Source organism: Capnocytophaga sp. oral taxon 864 (assembly GCF_002998835.1).
GTDB classification, from domain to species: Bacteria; Bacteroidota; Bacteroidia; order Flavobacteriales; family Flavobacteriaceae; genus Capnocytophaga; species Capnocytophaga ochracea.
Window position 1 is genome coordinate 1,140,501 of record NZ_CP027232.1, and the last position, 20,322, is coordinate 1,160,822.

Genomic DNA, 20,322 nt, shown 5'->3' on the forward strand with positions numbered 1-20,322 from the left:
TCACTAAAAATCCTCCTAACTCACTTTTTATATTTTTCGTTTTCCTCCGATAACTCAGACTAGTCCAATTTGTCCGACAAGTCAGACCCGTCAAAAAACCTTTTTTATCACTACCCATTTGCTAATTTCCAAATTCTCTCATTTTCTAATTTTCTATGCCCGTCGTGCTACGACCTTTGCCAAAGTTAAATAAACTGACAATCCCTCCGCTAGTGCGTTTCTTGTAGCCTCCACCTCATTCTCTCATTTTCTCATTTTCTAATTTTATTTATCTATTATAAAATTTGCTCATTAATAAATTAATTCATACCTTTGCACCCTTGATTCGATATTAAAATTATGGCAGAAGAATTATATAACGAACAACAAAATTTAGCTGAATATTCAGCAGACAATATCCAATCCCTTGAAGGAATGGAACACGTGCGTATGCGCCCCTCAATGTATATCGGCGATGTGGGTACGCGCGGGTTACACCACCTTGTATACGAGGTGCTCGATAACTCTATCGACGAAGCGCTCGCAGGCTATTGCGATACTATTTCGGTAACCATTAATGAGGATAATTCTATCACCGTGGAAGACAACGGTCGCGGTATTCCAGTAGATGTCCACAAGAAAGAAGGCGTTTCTGCCCTTCAAGTGGTAATGACTAAAATCGGTGCCGGAGGTAAGTTCGACAAGGGTTCTTATAAGGTATCGGGTGGTTTGCACGGGGTAGGAGTTTCCTGCGTAAATGCCCTTTCCGACCATCTTACTGCTACCGTATACCGCGACGGCAAAATATGGCAACAAGAGTACCAACGCGGGGTAGCGATGTACCCTGTAAAACAAGTGGGCGACACCGATAAACGCGGTACTAAGGTTACTTTCCACCCCGATGAAGTAATTTTTGAACAAACTATTGAGTATAAATACGATACCCTCGCAGCCCGTATTCGCGAGCTCGCTTATTTAAATAAAGGAATTACTATCACCCTTACCGACCTTCGCAACAAAGACGAAAAAGGTAACTTTATCACCGAAAAATTCTATTCACAAAACGGACTAAAAGAGTTCGTTAAATTCCTCGATGGCAACCGTATGCCTATCATCGGAAACGTGATAGCTATGGACGGAGAAAAGAACGGTATCCCTGTGGAGGTCGCTATGATTTACAACGATTCATATAACGAGAACCTACACTCTTACGTCAATAATATCAATACTTCCGAAGGAGGTACTCACCTACAAGGTTTCCGTATGGGGCTCACTCGTACCCTCAAAGCCTATGCCGATAAATCAGGCTTGCTCGAGAAGATGAGTAAAGATAAAAAAAACCCTGTGGAGATTGAAGGTGATGACTTCCGTGAAGGGCTTACCGCTGTCATTTCGGTAAAAGTAGCCGAACCTCAATTCGAAGGACAGACAAAAACCAAACTCGGTAACCGCGAAGTAACCTCAGCCGTATCTCAAGCCGTAGGACAAATGCTCGAAGATTATCTCGAAGAAAATCCTAACGATGCCAAAACCATTGTCGAGAAAGTGATTTTGGCTGCTCAAGCACGTCAAGCAGCGCGCAAAGCTCGTGAGATGGTACAACGTAAGAGCGTAATGAGTGGTGGAGGTCTTCCTGGTAAACTCGCTGACTGTTCTGAAGAAGATCCAGAAAAATGCGAACTTTTCCTTGTCGAAGGAGACTCAGCGGGCGGTACAGCTAAACAAGGACGTAACAAAGATATCCAAGCGATACTACCCCTCAGAGGTAAAATCCTCAACGTCGAAAAAGCAATGCAACACAAGGTGTTCGATAGCGATGAAATTAAGAATATCTATACCGCTTTGGGTGTAACTGTGGGTACTGAGGAAGATGCCAAAGCACTTAATTTGAGCAAGCTCCGTTACCACAAAGTAATTATTATGTGTGATGCCGATGTAGATGGTTCGCACATCACTACTCTTATCCTTACGTTCTTCTTCCGCTATATGCGAGAACTTATAGAGAACGGACACGTGTATATTGCCACACCACCGCTCTATTTAGTAAAAAGCAAAAATAGCAAACGCGAAGAGTACGCTTGGAACGACAAACAACGCGATGCGCTTTCTGCTGAAATGGGCAATGTGAATATCCAGCGTTATAAAGGTTTGGGTGAAATGAACGATCACCAGTTGTGGGATACCACTATGAATCCCGAACACCGCACCCTTCGCCAAGTAACCATCGACAACGCTACTGAAGCCGACCGCGTATTCTCTATGCTGATGGGTGATGAAGTACCACCACGTCGTGAGTTCATCGAGAAAAACGCTAAGTACGCTAAAATCGATGCGTAGTTATAGTATAACAAGCAATAAAAAAGCGCAACACTTGTAACCAAGTGTTGCGCTTTTTTTAACCATTAATCGTTAACTTCTTACCATTGTAGCAAGTTTTTCTCCCGTATATTCATCTATTTGAGTGAGTACTTCGTCTATTACCGAAGACTCTTTGCCATCTTCGCTCCACAAACCTCCTTTGAAGTAGAGTTTTTCATCTTTAAACTCAGCAAAAGCTCCAATAGGTGCGGTACAGCCACCTTCTAAAGCGCGAAGAAAATCGCGTTCTAATTGAGTAGCTATATAAGTATAATCGTCGTGGAGAGGAAGTAGTTTTTTCTGCAAGGCTACGTTATCCTCGCGCACCACCACTACGATAGCTCCTTGCGCAGGTGCAGGTAGCATCCAATCCAGCACCAAGTGTTTTTCAGGTAATTTATTAATGCGCTCCAAGCCCGCAGCAGCAAAGATAGCCCCATTCCAAGGGTTATCGGTGAGTTTTTGCAAGCGGGTATTTACATTCCCCCTTAAATTCTCTATCTTATGATGCGGATAGCGGTGTAACCATTGTGCCTTGCGTCGCAAACTGCTGGTGGCTATAGTTGCTATTTCTGCCTCCAAAAACGAAAGGTCACCCTTGTATACTAATACATCGTGAGGATTTCCGCGCTTGAGCACTGCTCCTACGACGATTCCTTCAGGCAAAGCCGTGGGTACGTCCTTCATACTATGTACGGCAATATCTATTTCGCCATTGAGCAAGGCAATATCCAGCGCTTTGGTAAAGATACCGGTAACTCCCATTTCGTAGAGCGGTTTGCTTAGCTCTATATCTCCGTGAGATTTAGTGCTTACTATCTTAGTGGGATAGCCTAAAGTTTTTAATTGGTTTTGTACCGTTTTAGCTTGCCAGAGAGCCAACTCACTATCGCGTGTACCTATGCGTATGGTGTTCATTGTATTGAATTTAGAGCGACAAAAGTACAAAATAATTATCAATTAGCAATTGAGAACTGATAAATTTGCTAATTACCAAATTATTTGTATCTTTGCCCAAAACAAGACAATATCAATATGCTAAAATTACATATTACAAACGAAACTGATCAATTAGAAACTGTGATTTTAGGCACAGCTACTAGCAATGGTCCTACGCCAAAGCTCGAAGAAGCCTATGACCCTAAATCGGCGGAGCATATCAAAGCGGGTACTTATCCCATAGAAAAAGATATGGTTGCTGAAATGGACGCTTTTTGTGCAGTACTCCAAAAATACGGCGTAACCGTTTATCGTCCTGAAATCATTACTGACTGCAACCAGATATTCACTCGCGATATCGGTTTTGTGATTGAAGATACTTTTATCAAAGCTAATATACTACCCGATAGACAAGAAGAATTTCAGGCTATTGAGTACATCGTAAACCAAATAGACCCTAAAAAAGTGATAACCCCTCCTGCTGAGGTACATATTGAAGGGGGCGATGTAATGCCCTGGAACGACCATATTTTCATCGGGACTTATAAAGGGGAAGATTATAAACAGCAAATTACAGCTCGTACTAATGTAGCAGGGGTGGCTTTTATCCAAAAGCTCTTTCCTCAGAAAAAGGTAAAGGAGTTTGATTTGGTGAAATCACAAACTGAGGCGCGCGATAATGCCCTCCACCTCGACTGTTGCTTCCAACCGATTGGTAAAGACAAAGGAATTATCTACAAAGGCGGTTTCCGTTGTGAAGCTGATTATCAGTATTTGGTAGACCTCTTTGGCAAAGAGAATCTCTTTCATATAGAGCGAGAGGAAATGTACCATATGTTTAGCAACATCTTTTCTATCAGCTCAGAGGTGGTGGTTTCTGAAAAGAATTTTACACGCTTGAATAACTGGTTGCTCTCGCAAGGTTTTACCGTAGAGGAAATTCCGTATGCCGAGATTGCCAAACAAGAGGGATTGCTAAGGTGCTCTACTTTGCCTCTCAGTCGCTGTGCCAATTAACAAATAGACAAAATGATAAAAAGACTAATTATTTAGATTGTTTACATATTTTATTTTTTTAGAATAAAAGTTCGTCGTATCTTATGTGATTTACGGCGAACTTATTATTTTTGCGCTTGCGAAACACAACTACTGATAGTATCAATTACTAAAAAACTATGTCACAACCTACTATATCTAAGAATAAAACCTTTTACTGCATTGGGCTCAGCTACCAGAAAGCTGATGCAACGATGCGTGGAATGTTTAGTCTTACCCCTGAAAACAAAAACCAATTGCTCTCCCAAGCTAAAAGTGAAGGCTTTGAGGAGCTATTGGTGATTTCTACTTGTAATCGTACGGAGCTCTATGGTTATGCCGAACACCCTTTTCAGCTGATACAACTGCTCTGTGAAAATTCTAATGGGTCGGTAGATGATTTTCAGAAAGTGGGTTACGTAACAAAGAACAAAGAGGCTGTGCATCATCTTTTTGAAGTAGGTACAGGTTTAGATAGCCAGATTCTTGGGGACTTTGAGATTATAGGGCAGATAAAACAAGCCTTTACCCTCTCACGCGACAAAGGTCTCGCCAATGCTTTTTTGGAGCGATTGATGAATTCTGTTATTAACGCCAGCAAGCGTATCAAGAACGAGACGGCGCTTTCTTCAGGAGCAGCCTCAGTATCGTTTACGGCGGTGCAGTATATTATGCAGAATATACCTGAGGTGTCGCAAAAGAATATTCTTCTCTTTGGTGTAGGCAAGATAGGTCGCAATACGTGCGAAAACCTCATCAAGCACACTCAAAATGAACATATTACTCTTATCAATCGCACACGCGAAAAAGCAGAACAAATAGCGGGTAAGTTTAATGTAATAGTTAAAGATTTTAACGAGTTACGAAATGAAATTAGCAAAGCAGATGTACTCATAGTCGCCACAGGGGCTGCTACTCCTACGGTGTATAAAGATTTTATCAATCCGGCTCGACCGATACTCATTTTAGACCTTTCTATTCCTAAGAACGTGGAGGAACAAGTGGCAACACTCCCCAATGTAACCCTTTTGCATATGGACGAGCTTTCTAAGCGCAAAGACGAAGCCTTAGAGCGTAGAAAAGAAGCGATTCCAGAGGCTTTGGAGATTGTAGAAGAGGTAAAAGAAGAGTTTTTCCAATGGTTAGACAACCGCAAGTTTGCGCCTACTATCAAAGCGTTAAAAGCGAAGCTTGAAAGCCTTAAAGAAGCTGAAATGGACTTCCAGCGAAAGAAAATTGAAAACTTTAACGAGCAACAAGCTGAAATGATAAGTAACCGCATCATTCAGAAGATAACCACACAATTTGTAAACCACTTGAAAGATACCTCGTCAATAGATGAAAGTATCAGTTGGGTACAAGAGGTGTTTCAGTTAGAAGTATAAGACATCTATATAAGAAAAATAAAAAAGACTGCTACATAGCAGTCTTTTTTATTTTTTAAGTATTCAGATAAGGATAATCAAAATTTATTTAGAAGACGGATTCGTCGTCAATAAGTTTTAAAACATTTAAGTATTTAGAGGAGCTGAGGTATTTTGCATCGTTGTAATAAGCAAAAATCATTGTTTTTTCTTTGATAGTTTCAATGACTTGTTTATATATATTTTCGGGCAATACAGGGCAACCTAAACTTCTGCCCATACGCCCCGTACGAGCTATGTAATTTTCATTGGCGTAATTGGCAGTGTGGATAACTACTGCACGTTTAGCTAAGTTACTATTATAGCCTTTCTCATCGCCGTACAACATTAGGCTAAATCCTTTGCTACCGATGTAAGTGGTACCTGTAATGTAAAAGCCTATACTGCTTTTGTTAGATTCCATCGCATCTGAAAAAGAGGAGGACTTTATTTCTCCACTATTTCTACCGTGTGCTACATAGGTGTAATACACTATCTTCATCTTCTCTAAGTCGATGGTATAAAAGCGCTTAGAGCTACTATCTTTTGTAAAATCAATAATAGAGAAGAGGTCTTTTTCGTTTAAGCGGTGTTGCTTTCTGAGAGATTGATAGCCTATATAAGCGTAGCGAAAAGCTTCGAAGCTAAGGTCGTATTGGGCGGCGTTTAGCTCGTTATACAAATCTTTAATGTTAAGTTCGACTTTTTTTAAGGCTAATAGTTTTTCTTTGCTAAGATGGGAATTTTGGGCGTGTACGAAATACAAAAAACTGCTTAATACAAAAATAAGGAATAAGAAAAAATACTTTTTGTTCATAGTGTTGTTGTTCGAAACATTTTTTAATTGTTAAATAAGAATTCATTGCGGGTGCAAAGGTAGTATATTTTTTTTACGTTGTATCAGAAAGGTGACATTTTAACATTTATTTAACACGTTTGAATAATTTCCACAATACCCATAAGAAGTAGCGTAATAGCCCTTGTGATGGTTGATAGCAGTATTTTTCAGCCACACCATAACGCAATAATTGTACCAATTTGATGTTGATAATGCCAAAAATTAGAAAATGAGGAAATGAGGAAATGAGAGAATTAGTAAATGAGAAAATGAGGTGGAGGCTACAAGAAACGCACTAGCGGAGGGATTGTCAGTTTATTTAACTTTGGCAAAGGTCGTAGCACGACGGGCATAGAAAATTAGAAAATGAGAGAATTTGGAAATTAGCAAAAGGGTAGTGATAAAAAAGGTTTTTTGACGGGTCTGACTTGTCGGACAAATTGGACTGGTCTGGGTTATCGGAGGAAAACGAAAAATATAAAAAGTGAGTTGGAAGGATTTTTGGTGAAAAAAGGCTATTAGGAGGGTGGGGGTAGCTTATAGAGAGCTTATAGGAAGCTTATACGAATCTTGGACGATTGGTATAGAAAGGGTGTATAAAAAGTTGATTCATAATATAATACAACAACGCTAAAAATGTTAAAAACGGGGTTTCGAGGCGAAAGAAAGAAAAAAGGTAAAAGGCCTTAGGCCATAGGCACTAGGGGGAGTGTGACGGAAAGGAGAAGGGATAATTAGGGAATTAGCAAATTTGAAAATGAGAAAATGGGTGGTGTGGAGTCTTAGGGCATAGGTAATAGGGGGGGAGTATGACAGAAAAGGGGGAGTGTGGCGAGGGAAAAGGCGATAAATGACGAATGACGAGTGACGAATGGCAAATGTGGACTTTCTTCAAAAGGGGATTGCGGTGGTGGTAAGACGATGCGAGTCATACGGGCAGGTGATGAATGAACGAAGGCGCAATGAAGATAAGGTAAAAGTACAATAAAGATAAAGCGGAGGCACAATGAAGATAAAGTGAAGGTACAATGAAGATAAAGTGAAGATATGATGAAGATAATGTGAAGGCACGATGAAGATAAAGCGGGGGTAAGATGAAGGAGGAAAGAAGCTATTTTAGTGTGTTTGGGTATTTTTTCAGTATATCTTTTTTTGCTTTTCAATTTTATTCGTATCTTTGCACGCTAAGTCAGCAGTAAAGAACTCATTCTATCAAAAGATTACGAAAAATACTTGTCCGTTTCTTTCTTATAACCCTTGTGTTACTTGGGGTTACGGCTCTGCTTTTGACCTTACCCGCCACCCAAACCTTCATCGCTAAAAAGGTGGTGAACTACCTGAATGAAGATTTTGATATCGACCTGAATATAGAGCGCATACATCTGAAAATCAACGGGGATGTGGATATTAAGCGAGTGCTTATTCGCGACCACAGGCAAGATACGCTTATTTCGGCAAAGAAACTCACGACTTCTATTTTAGATTTTAAACAGCTGTTTGACGGTAATTTGTACTTTGGACACATAAAGGGTGATAGTCTCATTTTCAATATGAAAACCCATAAGGGTGATACTTTGTCTAACTTGGACGTGTTTGTAAACAAATTCGATTCGGGGGAACCCAGCACGGGCAAGTTTGTGATGAAGGCAAAAAGCATCAAGCTAAAAGACAGCTATTGCCGTATTTCGGACGAGAATAACGCTAACCCTTCTATCTTGAAAGTAGACCATCTGAACACTAAGCTAAATGACTTTAAAATCTTGGGTAGCAAAGTGTTTTTTGAGATGCAAGAAGGGAACTTCCGCTTTGATGACAAACTGAATGTTACCCACCTAAATACACAGTTTAGCTATACCGATAGCTTGATGCAAGCCAAGGATTTGCGACTGCAAACGGCATTGACGGACATTCAGGGTACTATAACGATGTTCTCTCACAACGGCAGTTTTGGCGATTTTGTGAACAAGGTAGTCTTTGACGTTAATCTGCCCAAAGCTACGGTAAACACTACCGATTTGAACGCTTTTTACAATGGTTTCAACGGAGGTAGAAACATTGTGTTAGAGGGCGTAACGATGAAAGGAACGCTGAACAACTTCACTATTCCGCAGGGAAAAATATCTTATCAGAACACGCTTATAGAGGGAGATTTAACTTTCCAAAACCTATTAGCAAAACACGCTAATATAGCCGTGATAGGCAAAGGTGTATATGCCGAGAGTATTTATAACGATTTGGCTTACTTAATGCCTAAGGATTTGGGTGAAAATATTCCAGCGGAACTACAAAGGTTAGGAATGTTTTCAGTAGAAGGTGATTTTGCTTACAGAACTACTTCGCTACAAGCTAATGTACTGCTGAAAACCAATGACGGCGAAGCACATATCGACGGCTCTTTGGAAGACCTTACCCATACCGATAAAACGGCTTTTAGAGGTACGCTCACTACGAATCAGTTTCATTTGGGCAAGATTTTAGACGACCCGACTATGGGTGCACTCACTGCCGATATGACAGTGCGCGGACAAGGATTGAACTTTAAAACTATGCAACTCTACGCCAATGGCACGGTTCATTCGGTGGGCTATAACGGTTATAACTACCAGCGCATAGGTATTAATGGGGAGTTTAGTAATCAGGTGTTTAACGGTAAAATAGACGCAAAAGACCCGAACCTTACAATGAACTTCAACGGACTTGCTGACCTATCGGGCAGAAACAACAAATTTGACTTTCAAGCGGATATTGCTATTGCCGATTTGCACGCTTTACACTTTATGGAAATGGACAGTGTATCGCAGTTCTGTGGTAAGGTAGTGATAGACATTTCGGGCAATCAGTTGGACGATATTGTGGGTAAAATATCATTTAAACACACCAATTACATCAATTCAGCAGGAAGTTTTACCTTTAAAGACTTCGAGGTCGTTTCAACCTTGAACAATGGAGTGAAAGAAATCACTATTAATTCGCCTGATATTGTGAGCGGGAATGTAAGAGGAAAGTTCAAGTTAGCTGAGCTAAAAAAGGTGATGCAAAACGCGGTGGGGAGTATCTATGCCCAATACAACCCGTATAAGATAGAGAAAAACCAGTACGTAGACTTCCATTTTGATATTTACAACAAGATAGTAGAAGTGTTTGTGCCCAAAGTGAAGATAGGCAGAAACACTTTCATCAACGGGAATATAGATGCCGATAAAGGGAGTTTTAAGTTCCAAATGAAGTCGCCCAGCGTGAATGCATATGGCACTCAGATAGACAGTATCAGTCTTGAAATAGACAATAAAAACCCGCTGTACAATACTTATTTTGAAGTGAAGAAAGCCGATTTTGGGGTGTATGCCATTCAAGATTTTAACCTAATTAATACCACTATCAAAGATACGCTTTTCTTCCGTACTGAGTTCAAAGGAGGCGATACTGGTAAAGATACTTATGAGCTGAATTTCTACCATACTTTGAACAAGAAACAAGAGTCGATTATAGGGATTAAGAAATCACTGATAAACTTCAAAGGCAATGCGTGGTATATTAACCGCGAGAATGCGATGAATGAGTACAACAAGATTGTGCTCAACCGTACTGCCGATACGATTAAGGTGAGCAACTTCAAGATGGCGCACCAAAACCAATATATGAACCTCAGTGGGCTCATCACTACCAAAGATTATAAGAACCTGCACTTAGTTGCGCATAATGTAGCGATGGACAAGATAGTACCCGAAATCAAAGGGCTTAACCTCACGGGAACGCTCAATGGTAACGTGTCGCTCACTCAACGCGGGAACTTATATTACCCTTCGGCAGACCTTTTTATACGCTATTTTAAACTGAATGGCTATGACTATGGCGATTTGGAAGTGGGTATCTTTGGTAACAGTGATTTGTCGTCGTTTGATGTAGGGGCGTTTTTCTCTAACGGGCGGGCTCTTGGCTTTGCTACGAGAGGGAAAATTAACTTAGACAAGAAGCGGGGTACTTTGCTCGACCTTACGGCTTATTTTAGAGACTTTGAGCTCTCGCCTTTTAATCCGTTCTTGGAGGGAATCTTCTACAACCTTAGAGGCACGATGTCGGGGCAAGTGAAGATAGACGGTAGCGTAACCGACCCACTGATGGACGGCGAACTCACCTTGCACAAAGCAGGTGTGGGGATTACGTACCTGAAACTCAATACCGATATTCAGGAAGGTGCACGGATAAAGGTAAATAATAAGACGTTTGATATAGACAACTGGCTACTGACCGATACCGCTTATAAAACACAAGCCAAACTGAATGGTTCGATTAGGCATAACAAACTATTAGATTGGTTTTTAGACCTAAGATTGCAAACCCTTGGCAAGCGCTTTATGGTGCTCAACACCCCTTATACTGATGATGCGCTGTTCTACGGGACTGCCTTTATCAAAGGGAATGCGAGCATTAAAGGAGCATTGGACGAAATTGCGATTAAGGTAAATGCGAAGACCGAAGAGGGTACGTCCTTCAAAATACCGCTCAGCGATAGTGAGAGCGTGGGCGATGACTCGTTTATCACTTTTGTAGAGAAGGGCGATAAAAAAGTAAAAATTAACCGAGAATTGGAGTCTATCAAGGGGTTAGAACTGAACTTTGAGCTTGATATCCTTCCTACTGCCGAAGTGGAAATTGTGATGGATAGAAAAACGGGTAGTAACCTTGTGGGGCGTGGAGCAGGTACGCTTCTTATTGAAATTAATACCAACGGCAAGTTTAATATGTGGGGGGACTTTATCACCTATTCGGGCTTTTATAATTTCAAGTACGAAAACATCATCGACAAGCGTTTTACGGTACTCCCAGGGGGGTCTATTTCTTGGAGTGGCGACCCGCTAAGAGCTACTTTGCGCGACTTGAAAGCGGCTTATAACCTGAGTGCGAACCCAAGTACGCTATTGGAAAGCACCCAGTATAACCGGAAAATCAACACTCAGGTAATCATTAAATTAGAGGGAGAATTGATGCGCCCCGAAACCTTGTTTGACATTACTTTCCCTGATAGTAGTCCGAGTTTGGTATCGGAGCTCAACTACAAGCTTGAAGACCAAGACCGCAAGCAGTTGCAAGCCTTTTCGCTCTTGGCACAGGGTTCGTTTATGAGCGAAAAGAATACCGACAACCGTTTGGTAGCTTACAACCTCTTTGAAACGGCAGCAGGCTTGTTTAACCAATTGCTCTCGGACGAAGACAACAAGCTGAACTTGGGAGTATCGTACGAAGCGGGGATTAACGACGGTTCGTCCGACATCAACAGCGACCGTTTGGGCTTTACTGTCTCTACCCAAATCACCGATTGGGCGAGTGTGAATGCCAAAGTGGGTATCCCTGTGGGAGGAGTGAGCCGTACGGCAGTGGCGGGTAACGTAGAGGTACAATTCCGCTTAAACACCGACGGTAGCCTCACAGCTAAAATATTCAACCGAGAAAACGAATGGCAACAGTATATGCTCGACCGTATAGGGTATGCCCAAGGGGTAGGACTGACCTATTCGGTAGATTTCAATACCTTTAAAGACTTGATGCAAAAGATATTTAAAAAGGGAGGCAAAGTGATAGAACCCAAGACAGAGAAGTAAAAAATATATATCGCAATAAAACTTTGGAACAATAATTGCTATTAGACAGAGACAAAATCATTAAAAACACTAGAAATGAGAAGAATATTTATTGTAGCTTTTGCTTTATTTTTAGGCGTATTTCAGGCACATAGCCAGCAAGTAGACAAGGCAAAAAAGCTATTGGACGAAGTGTACAACAAGATGGTTGCTTACAATAATATCTATATAGATTTTAAGTATAACCTCGATAATATTGCTGAAAATATCAATCAGGAAACTAAAGGTAATGTAACCATTGCCAAAAACAAGTATGTGCTAAATTATCTGGGAGCTACTAAAATATACGACGGTCATAAGACCTATACCATAGTACCTGAGAATGAAGAAGTAACCATAGAGAAAAACACCAATGACGACAATGCCATTACTCCTTCAAGAATGCTTACCTTCTATAAGAAAGGTTATAAGTACAAATGGGATATACAGCAAAATGTGCGCGGGCGCAAAATACAATATGTAGAGCTAAAACCGCAGAAAGCTAATACTGATGTAAAGCAAATTCTGTTGGGGATAGATATACAAACTAAACACATCTACAACCTTATTGAAATAGGAAAGAACGGTACTAAAACCACTATCACAGTGAATACTTTTAAAACAAACCAGCCTATTTCGAACAATATCTTTAAATTCGACCGCGAGAAGTACAAAAAAGACGGCTATACTATCAGTGAATTATAGATGAAGATATTAGACCGCTACATTATCACTCAGTTCCTTACTAACTTTTTAGGAGCACTCTCTATACTTGTTCTTATCTTTGTATTCCACACAATCTTTACATACATTGATGAGCTAGCGGGGCGTGGTTTGGAGTTATGGATTATATTCAAGTTTCTAATTTATTTTATTCCGCAACTTATCCCTATCATTATGCCCTTGGCAGTGGTAATAGCCTCTATTATGACCTTTGGGGCATTTGCCGAAAACTATGAATTTGCTGCGATGAAAGCCTCAGGTATTTCGCTAATGCGCGTAATGCGTCCGCTGATTATACTGATGGCATTACTGAGTTTAGGCACTTTCTTTTTAGCCAATAATGTAATTCCAGTAGCTTATCGCGAGGTGTATACCCTTAGATCGAACATTGCCAAAGTGAAGCCTGCTATGGCTATAGCCGAAGGAGTATTCTCTAACATAGGGGAGGATATAAGCATAAAAGTAGGGAAAAAAAGAGGTGATAATGACGAGTTTTTAGAGAATGTGCTCATTCACAAAAAGACTCCCGATAAAGTAAATCGCACTGTAATCAATGCCAAGCGAGGAGAACTGAAGAGTTCTAAGACTAATAGTAACTTCTTACAGCTTATTTTGGAAGACGGGACTTATTACGAGGATATTAAAACCAACTCTTACGAAGCCCAACAAAAAGAACCTTTTGCCAAGGTATACTTTAAAAAATACATCATCAATCTTGACCTTTCGCATTTGAACAATGTAGATTTTAACGAGAAAACCGATGCTACTACCTATCGTATGATGAATGTAGGACAGCTTAATTACGCTATCGACTCACTCCGCACCGATTTTAAACAGAATATTACTGACTATGGCAATAATATGTTTCGCCGTACAGGTTTCTCAGTAGCCCCTCCGCCACCCCCTTCTGCCGAAGGGGAAAAACAAGAGAAACCTAAACCTGTTAAGGAGATTACTTCGGTGAGAGAGCTCTTTAACAAACTGAACAACACACAAAAATCAATGGTACTTGATATGGCTATCAATACCAACCAAGCTCAGTTAGACAATGTGGAATTCCGCCAAAGCGACCTTGAATATCGGTATAAACTAATGAACTTACACATTTTAAATCTCAGTGATAAGTTTGCTCTCACGGTAGCTTGTTTTGTTCTCTTTTTCGTAGCGGCACCTTTAGGAGCATTCATTCGCAAAGGAGGGATTGGTATGCCTTTGGTAATAGCAATGATACTGTTCTTAGCTTATTATTTTATAGGAATGTTTATGAAAAATATAGCTGAGAACAACACTATCAACCCAGCCTTAGCACCGTGGATACCTGCTTTGATACTTCTGCCTTTGGGTATTTACCTCACTACAAGGGTTACTACTGATAAAGAAGTGTTCAATTTCCCTATTACCAATAAACTAATGCGCTTTGTAGAAGACAAAGTGAAAGAAATTAAAGGGAAAATTAAAAAGAACAAGTAAAAATAGATAATATCTAATTATAAGTTCATCAATGGATATTCAGAGTATTGAGTATCCATTGATTTTTTATAACATCACAATACCGAAAAAAAACAATAATACCAATCATCAGAGGTAAAGATAGCGATAAGTTAGGTATGAGAGTAGAGAAAGAGCTATATTATTTAGATGTAATATAAATTAATATCCGTTTTCTACTTTTCTTTTGGTATATTACTCATATAGTGTACTTTTGTCGCATATTTCACTAATTAAATTACTCGACATATGGAGACAGAAATTTTAGCACGGGTGCAGTTCGCACTGACGATTGCCTTCCATTACATCTATCCGCCTTTAAGTATAGGGCTTGGATTACTAATGGTAGCCTTTAAAGGTATCTACCTACGCACTGGTAAAAAAGAGTATGACACGCTCGCCCGCTTCTGGACGCGCATCTTTTCACTTACCTTTGGCTTAGGAGTCGCTACAGGGATTGTAATGGAATTTGAATTTGGTACCAACTGGGCTACCTATTCGCGTTATGTAGGTGATATCTTCGGTAGTGCTTTGGCGGCTGAGGGTGTTTTTGCTTTCGCTTTAGAGAGTACCTGCCTTGGTATTGTACTTTTCGGTTGGAACAAAGTAAAGCCTATATGGCACTTCTTGGCTACCCTTGGGGTGTTCTTAGGCTCTATGTGTTCTGCTATCTGGATAGTAATAGCCAACAGCTGGCAACAAACCCCCGCAGGTTATGTAATTGCAGGCGAAGGTATGCAAGCTAAAGCCGTAATCACCGACTTTTGGGCGATGGTGTTCAACCCCTCAAGCGTAGACCGTATATGGCACGTATGGCAAGGAGCGTTCTTGGCTGGTATCTTCTTGGTATTGAGCGTTCACGCTTGGTATTTACTCAAAGGTCGCCACGTAGAAATCTCTAAAAAAGCCTTTAAAGTAACTCTTATCATCGGTACCATTGTGTGCCTGTTGCAATTGGTTTCAGGACACAGCTCAGCTGATGGTGTAGCTAAAAACCAGCCTGAGAAATTAGCTGCTATGGAAGGGCATTTCAAAACAGGGCCTGGTGATGCTTACATTATTGGTTGGGTAGACAAAAAGAATGAGAAAACTCACGGGTTGAGTATTCCTAAAGGGCTTTCCTATATGGTGCATTTTGATGCTGATGCCCCCGTAACAGGTCTTGACCAATATCCATTGGAAGACCGTCCAGGACAAGTGAATGCTGTATTCCAATTCTATCATATAATGGTAGCCATTGGTATGTTTCTCATTGCACTCACTCTCTATGCTTCTTTCTTATTGTGGAGAGGCAAATTATACAACAAACGTTGGCTCTTGCACATTTTCGTATGGAGTGTATTGTTGCCACAAATAGGTAATCAAGTAGGTTGGTTTGCAGCCGAAATGGGTCGACAGCCTTGGATAGTGTACAAACTCTTGCGCACGAGTGAAGCCCTTTCTAAATCGGTATCGGCTAACCAAATACTCTTTGCGATTATCTTATTTACTGTTATTTATATTATCCTCTTCGCTCTATTCATCTACTTGATGAACAAGAAAATCGTTCACGGTATAGATGAACACGAAACTCAAGAACAATTACAAACAGCATAACATTATACAGATATGGAAACATTTTTAGGAATCGACTACCCTACGTGGTGGTTCATCATTATAGGATTTTTGATTACAGGCTATGCTATTTTAGACGGCTTTGACTTCGGAGCAGGGGCGTGGCATTTGTTCTTCGATAAGAAAAAAGAACGCCGTGTAGTTCTAAACGCTATCGGACCAGTATGGGACGGTAATGAAGCGTGGTTAGTAATTGGGGGAGCAGGTATTTTCGCTGGTTTCCCATTAATGTATGCCGAATTGTTTTCGGCTATGAACACGCCTTTTATGCTTTTCCTCACCTTTATTATTTTTAGAGCGGTAGCTATTGAGGTACGTGGCAAAGAGGACAGCGACCGTTGGCGCAACACTTGGGATACCGTATATAGCGTGTGTAGCATCGTATTGCCTGTACTCTTAGGCGTGGTAATAGCCAATGTACTACAAGGGCTTCCATTAGACGAGAACTTTCAGTACACCGGAGGAGCGCTCTTTACTTTCCTTACTCCTTATGCACTACTTGTAGGGGTAATGACTTTGTTGCTCTTTATGGTACACGGAGGTTTGTATTTGCTTCTCAAAACTCACGGTGATATGCACCACCGCATAGAGAAACGCATTAACTATGCATACCTCGGCTTTTTGGTAGTGTTTACAGCAGTAGCAATTTACAGTATGCTCACTCCTCATTTAGCTGAAAATATTGCTAATAGCACTGCATTGAAAGTATTCCCTGCGTTATTGCTCCTCAGTATCTTAAGCGTAGCTTTCTTTATGAAGAAAAAAGACTATAAAAAGGCTTTTGTGGGTACTATTCTCACCATCGTTTTTTTTATGGTGATAGCAGCACTGAATTTGCACCCTACTTTCTTGAGAACTACTTTAGAAACAGGCAATAGTATTACCGTATACAACGCAGCAGCTTCTCAAAAATCATTAGAGATTATGCTCACTATTACCGCGATAGGGGCGCCGTTATTGCTTCTCTACACTTATTTCGCCTACAAAGTATTCTGGGGCAAAGTAGAGATTGATGAAAACAGTTATTAATACAAGCCTTATAAGCACTATAAAATAAGAAAGAGAGAAAAGGTTTTAAAACTTTTTCTCTCTTTTATTTTGGTAGGTAAAAAATAATTCGTACTTTTGCGCCCGATTTAAACCATTATTAAATAACAAAGCTATGTATGCAATTGTAGAGATAGCAGGGCAACAATTTAAAGTTAGCAAAGACCAAAAAGTGTTTGTTCACCGTTTGCCTAATCAAGAAGGAGAGAAAGTAGCGTTTAATAACGTACTCCTTTTAGATAACAACGGAACCATCACCGTAGGCGCCCCAGCTATAAATGGAGCTTCCGTAGAAGCAAAGGTTTTGAAACATTTGAAAGGCGACAAAGTGCTCGTGTTCAAAAAGAAAAGACGTAAAGGTTACAAAGTTAAGAACGGACATCGTCAGTTCCTTACACAAATTGTAATTGAGAACATCGTTGCAAGTGGTGCTAAAAGTACCCAAGCAAAACCTAAGACAGAAAAAGCTCCTGTTAAGTCAGCAAAAGCTGATGATTTGAAAAAGATAGAAGGTATTGGGCCTAAAGCAGCAGAAGCCTTAGTAGCAGCAGGGGTAGACACCTTTGCTAAATTAGCTAAGAAATCAGTTGAAGAAATCAAAACCATTCTATCAGAAACAAGTTCAACCTTGGCACACTTAGACCCTCAAACTTGGGCAGCTCAAGCTCAATTAGCCGCTGAAGGCAAATGGGACGAACTTAAAAAATGGCAAGACGAGTTGAACGGTGGTATCGTAAAATAATTGTTAAACCTAAAAATCTAAGAAAAAATGGCTCACAAAAAAGGTGTCGGTAGTTCTAAGAACGGTAGAGAATCTCACTCTAAACGCTTAGGTGTTAAAATTTTCGGTGGTCAAGTTGCCATCGCAGGAAACATTATTGTTAGACAACGCGGAACTCAACACAATGCTGGCGAGAATGTGTATATTGGTAAAGACCATACTCTGCACGCTAAAATCGATGGTATCGTTAAGTTCGAAAAGAAGAGAGATAACAAATCATTTGTTTCTGTTATTCCATTAGAATCATAATAAAGTTTTTTAATGTTACAACAAAAAAAGCCTTTGGAATTCCAAAGGCTTTTTTTGTAAATAATACCATCTTATTCTACTATAATAGTGTATTTAGGGTCTATATTAGTACGCAGGTCAAAAACAAAATCAAAAAAAAGCTGCATCATCTTTCTTACCTTGTCTTATCCGCTACTTTACTTTGTTTTTCCTTCGTTTTATTTCCCTCAAAATTAGTATTTTCTCACCATCTTTAACTATTCATTACCAACTACTTATACACCCTTTCTATACCAATCGTCCAAGATTCGTATAAGCTTCCTATAAGCTAAGCACACCCTCCTAATAACCTTTTTTCATCAAAATTGCATTCCAGCCTCTTCTGAAATCTTCCGTTTCCTTTTGAATTTTCCGACCTTCCATCACCCATCAGTATTTCTGGTATTATGTTAACGTCAGTTCGATATGTACAATATTGATTTACAATAGTATTTGTGTTATAATCTGTGAAATCCAGCAACGAAGTTGCCAATCCGTGCACATCTCATTTGTCAATTATCAATTGTCAATTGAAAGACTATCCGTGTAATTCGTACGAGACTTTCAGGCAGCTTGCTACCTATTTGTTTGATTTTTTTAAGATTTGTAAGATTTCTGTAGCGTAAGCTACACTTTTCTTACATCGAACTCACGTTATATTATTAAAAAAGGTCAGCAAAACTCTTCTTGCTGACCTTTTTTTTCTGTTTTTATTATCCTAATCTTTACTGTATCGTAATCGTATTGAGTTTGTTATAACCTGTTTGAGCTTCCCATATGCCTTTGTTAGCCAAACGAATGCTGTATTCCGGACGATGAGCAAGACTTTGGTAAGGGTCTGGTAAATTCAAATAAATGTCATAAAGCCCTTTGGAAAGATGCTGAGGTAAAGTAATATCTGCTTTCACTTTCACAGTCTTACCTGCAAACCAACGTCGAGGGTCGTCATTGAGTTTAAATACTTGTTTTTCCGAAGTGCCTTTTCTCACTAAAACAATCTGCACATCACGACGATTATACGGCGAAGCAAAGCCCTCATTCTTGAGTTCAAGCTCTATTTGCAAATGTCCTCCAGGCACTGGGTTGCCCGTAAATTTACTGTAATTAAGTGCAAAACGATAGCCTAATTTTCTTTTCATATCGTCCATACACCTGTTTTTCCAACTATTAATAGTACCCTCGTGAAAGTCCATATTAATATAACTCCAATGGTACAAAGCCATTTCTCTTAAAGCATTGCTACATTCTGTAAAACTATTAGGCGAGGTGCAAGTCTCTCCGCCCATCACCACATACTGGGTCTCCCGCTCTATATACTTGCGGTAGTTTTCATTAGGATAAGTACCCATATTAGGAGCATCAGCTAAAAAACAATCGTTATGGAAGCCTATGCGTGATAAGTCACTGCCATTATAAGCATTTCCCTCTGTAAGATTCGTGTGCACATTGATGTTTTGGGTAAATATCTTTGCCATTGGGTAGCGCACACACACCATTCTATCCTTAGGTAAAATGCTCAATTCTTTTGCTAATACCTTTCTGCGGGCTTCATAAGCTCCTGCGTTTTCTTTGGGTTCAAAGCCGTAATGATTGGTGTAATACCATTCGCCCCAAACACCCACAAAACCTGCTTCCCATACAGCTATGATATCGGCATTTTCACGAATTATTGGTGACAATTGGTTAAGGTGTCTTTCCGTCCAATACCACGAGGTATCTCCTCTACCATTGTAATAATCACCTTGGTCTTTTGAATAAGCAAAGCGTAAAACCACCTTAGAGCCTCCTTCGCGAATGACTCGCATATTATTCCGAATCCGATTTAAAAAGTACTCCGGAATGTCTTTCTCTCGAAAGTTATTCATATAATAAATCGTGAGAATAAGACTTATCCCCTCCTGATTTCGCTTTTGTCTCACCCAATCTGCATTAAGTGTCCAATCACCTTCCCCTTGGTCTTGATGGGTTAAAAAACCTCTTTCAGGATTTAAAAACACCTCATTAGTACCTTCATATCTCACTGTCTGATTGAGAGAAGGAACTGCTGGGGGGGTAACGGGTGGTATAGGGGTGGTAGTAGACGTAGTAGTAGAGGTTTTGGTAGTAGGTGACTGTGTACCTCCTCCATTGTTAACGTCATCTTCTTTGCTTTGGCAAGAGATTATGGTGGTTAGTAAAACAAAAAATGTTAAAAGATATTTTTTCATAGGATTTTAAGTTTACAATGCATAA

Annotated in this window: 13 protein-coding genes; 10 read left to right on the forward strand and 3 right to left on the reverse strand. The window is 40.0% G+C overall.

Features of this window, described 5'->3' with window-relative positions; all coding sequences use genetic code 11:
* Positions 1-339 precede the first annotated feature (339 nt).
* Entirely contained in the window at positions 340-2,316 is a 1,977-nt protein-coding gene (gene gyrB, locus C3V44_RS05095; RefSeq protein ID WP_106095756.1) for a DNA topoisomerase (ATP-hydrolyzing) subunit B, read from the forward strand.
* Positions 2,317-2,388: 72 nt separating this feature from the next.
* Here the strand turns inward: gyrB and hemC are convergent, their stop codons facing one another.
* Positions 2,389-3,255, reverse strand: coding sequence for a hydroxymethylbilane synthase (gene hemC, locus C3V44_RS05100; protein WP_106095757.1), 867 nt, complete (start codon positions 3,253-3,255; stop codon positions 2,389-2,391).
* A gap of 117 nt (positions 3,256-3,372) precedes the next feature.
* On the opposite strand from hemC, the gene C3V44_RS05105 reads away from it, so the two are divergent.
* Entirely contained in the window at positions 3,373-4,293 is a 921-nt protein-coding gene (locus C3V44_RS05105; protein ID WP_106095758.1) for a dimethylarginine dimethylaminohydrolase family protein, read from the forward strand.
* A gap of 158 nt (positions 4,294-4,451) precedes the next feature.
* Positions 4,452-5,696: a glutamyl-tRNA reductase gene (hemA, locus tag C3V44_RS05110; RefSeq protein WP_106095759.1), complete on the forward strand. Its 1,245-nt coding sequence runs from the start codon at positions 4,452-4,454 to the stop codon at positions 5,694-5,696.
* 88 nt (positions 5,697-5,784) lie between these two features.
* On the opposite strand, the gene C3V44_RS05115 is transcribed toward hemA, so the two are convergent.
* Entirely contained in the window at positions 5,785-6,531 is a 747-nt protein-coding gene (locus tag C3V44_RS05115; protein WP_106095760.1) for a murein L,D-transpeptidase catalytic domain family protein, read from the reverse strand.
* 1,280 nt (positions 6,532-7,811) lie between these two features.
* Between C3V44_RS05115 and C3V44_RS05125 the strand changes: the two genes are divergently transcribed.
* From C3V44_RS05125 to rpmA, 7 genes are all read left to right on the forward strand, one after another.
* Positions 7,812-12,152, forward strand: a complete 4,341-nt coding sequence (locus C3V44_RS05125; RefSeq protein ID WP_106095762.1) for a translocation/assembly module TamB domain-containing protein — start codon at positions 7,812-7,814, stop codon at positions 12,150-12,152.
* 75 nt (positions 12,153-12,227) lie between these two features.
* Positions 12,228-12,875: an outer membrane lipoprotein carrier protein LolA gene (locus C3V44_RS05130; RefSeq protein WP_106095763.1), complete on the forward strand. Its 648-nt coding sequence runs from the start codon at positions 12,228-12,230 to the stop codon at positions 12,873-12,875.
* Positions 12,876-14,363, forward strand: a complete 1,488-nt coding sequence (locus C3V44_RS05135) for an LptF/LptG family permease (RefSeq protein ID WP_106095764.1) — start codon at positions 12,876-12,878, stop codon at positions 14,361-14,363.
* 267 nt (positions 14,364-14,630) lie between these two features.
* Entirely contained in the window at positions 14,631-15,977 is a 1,347-nt protein-coding gene (locus tag C3V44_RS05140; protein ID WP_106095765.1) for a cytochrome ubiquinol oxidase subunit I, read from the forward strand.
* Between the two features lie 12 nt (positions 15,978-15,989).
* Positions 15,990-17,024 (forward strand): cytochrome d ubiquinol oxidase subunit II, encoded by a 1,035-nt coding sequence (gene cydB, locus C3V44_RS05145; RefSeq protein ID WP_106095766.1) that lies wholly within the window; start codon positions 15,990-15,992, stop codon positions 17,022-17,024.
* Positions 17,025-17,157: 133 nt separating this feature from the next.
* Entirely contained in the window at positions 17,158-17,784 is a 627-nt protein-coding gene (rplU, locus tag C3V44_RS05150) for a 50S ribosomal protein L21 (protein WP_002670845.1), read from the forward strand.
* A gap of 27 nt (positions 17,785-17,811) precedes the next feature.
* Positions 17,812-18,072, forward strand: coding sequence for a 50S ribosomal protein L27 (gene rpmA / locus C3V44_RS05155; RefSeq protein WP_002670844.1), 261 nt, complete (start codon positions 17,812-17,814; stop codon positions 18,070-18,072).
* 743 nt (positions 18,073-18,815) lie between these two features.
* On the opposite strand, the gene C3V44_RS05165 is transcribed toward rpmA, so the two are convergent.
* Positions 18,816-20,297: a DUF4832 domain-containing protein gene (locus tag C3V44_RS05165; protein WP_106095768.1), complete on the reverse strand. Its 1,482-nt coding sequence runs from the start codon at positions 20,295-20,297 to the stop codon at positions 18,816-18,818.
* Positions 20,298-20,322: the final 25 nt, after the last annotated feature.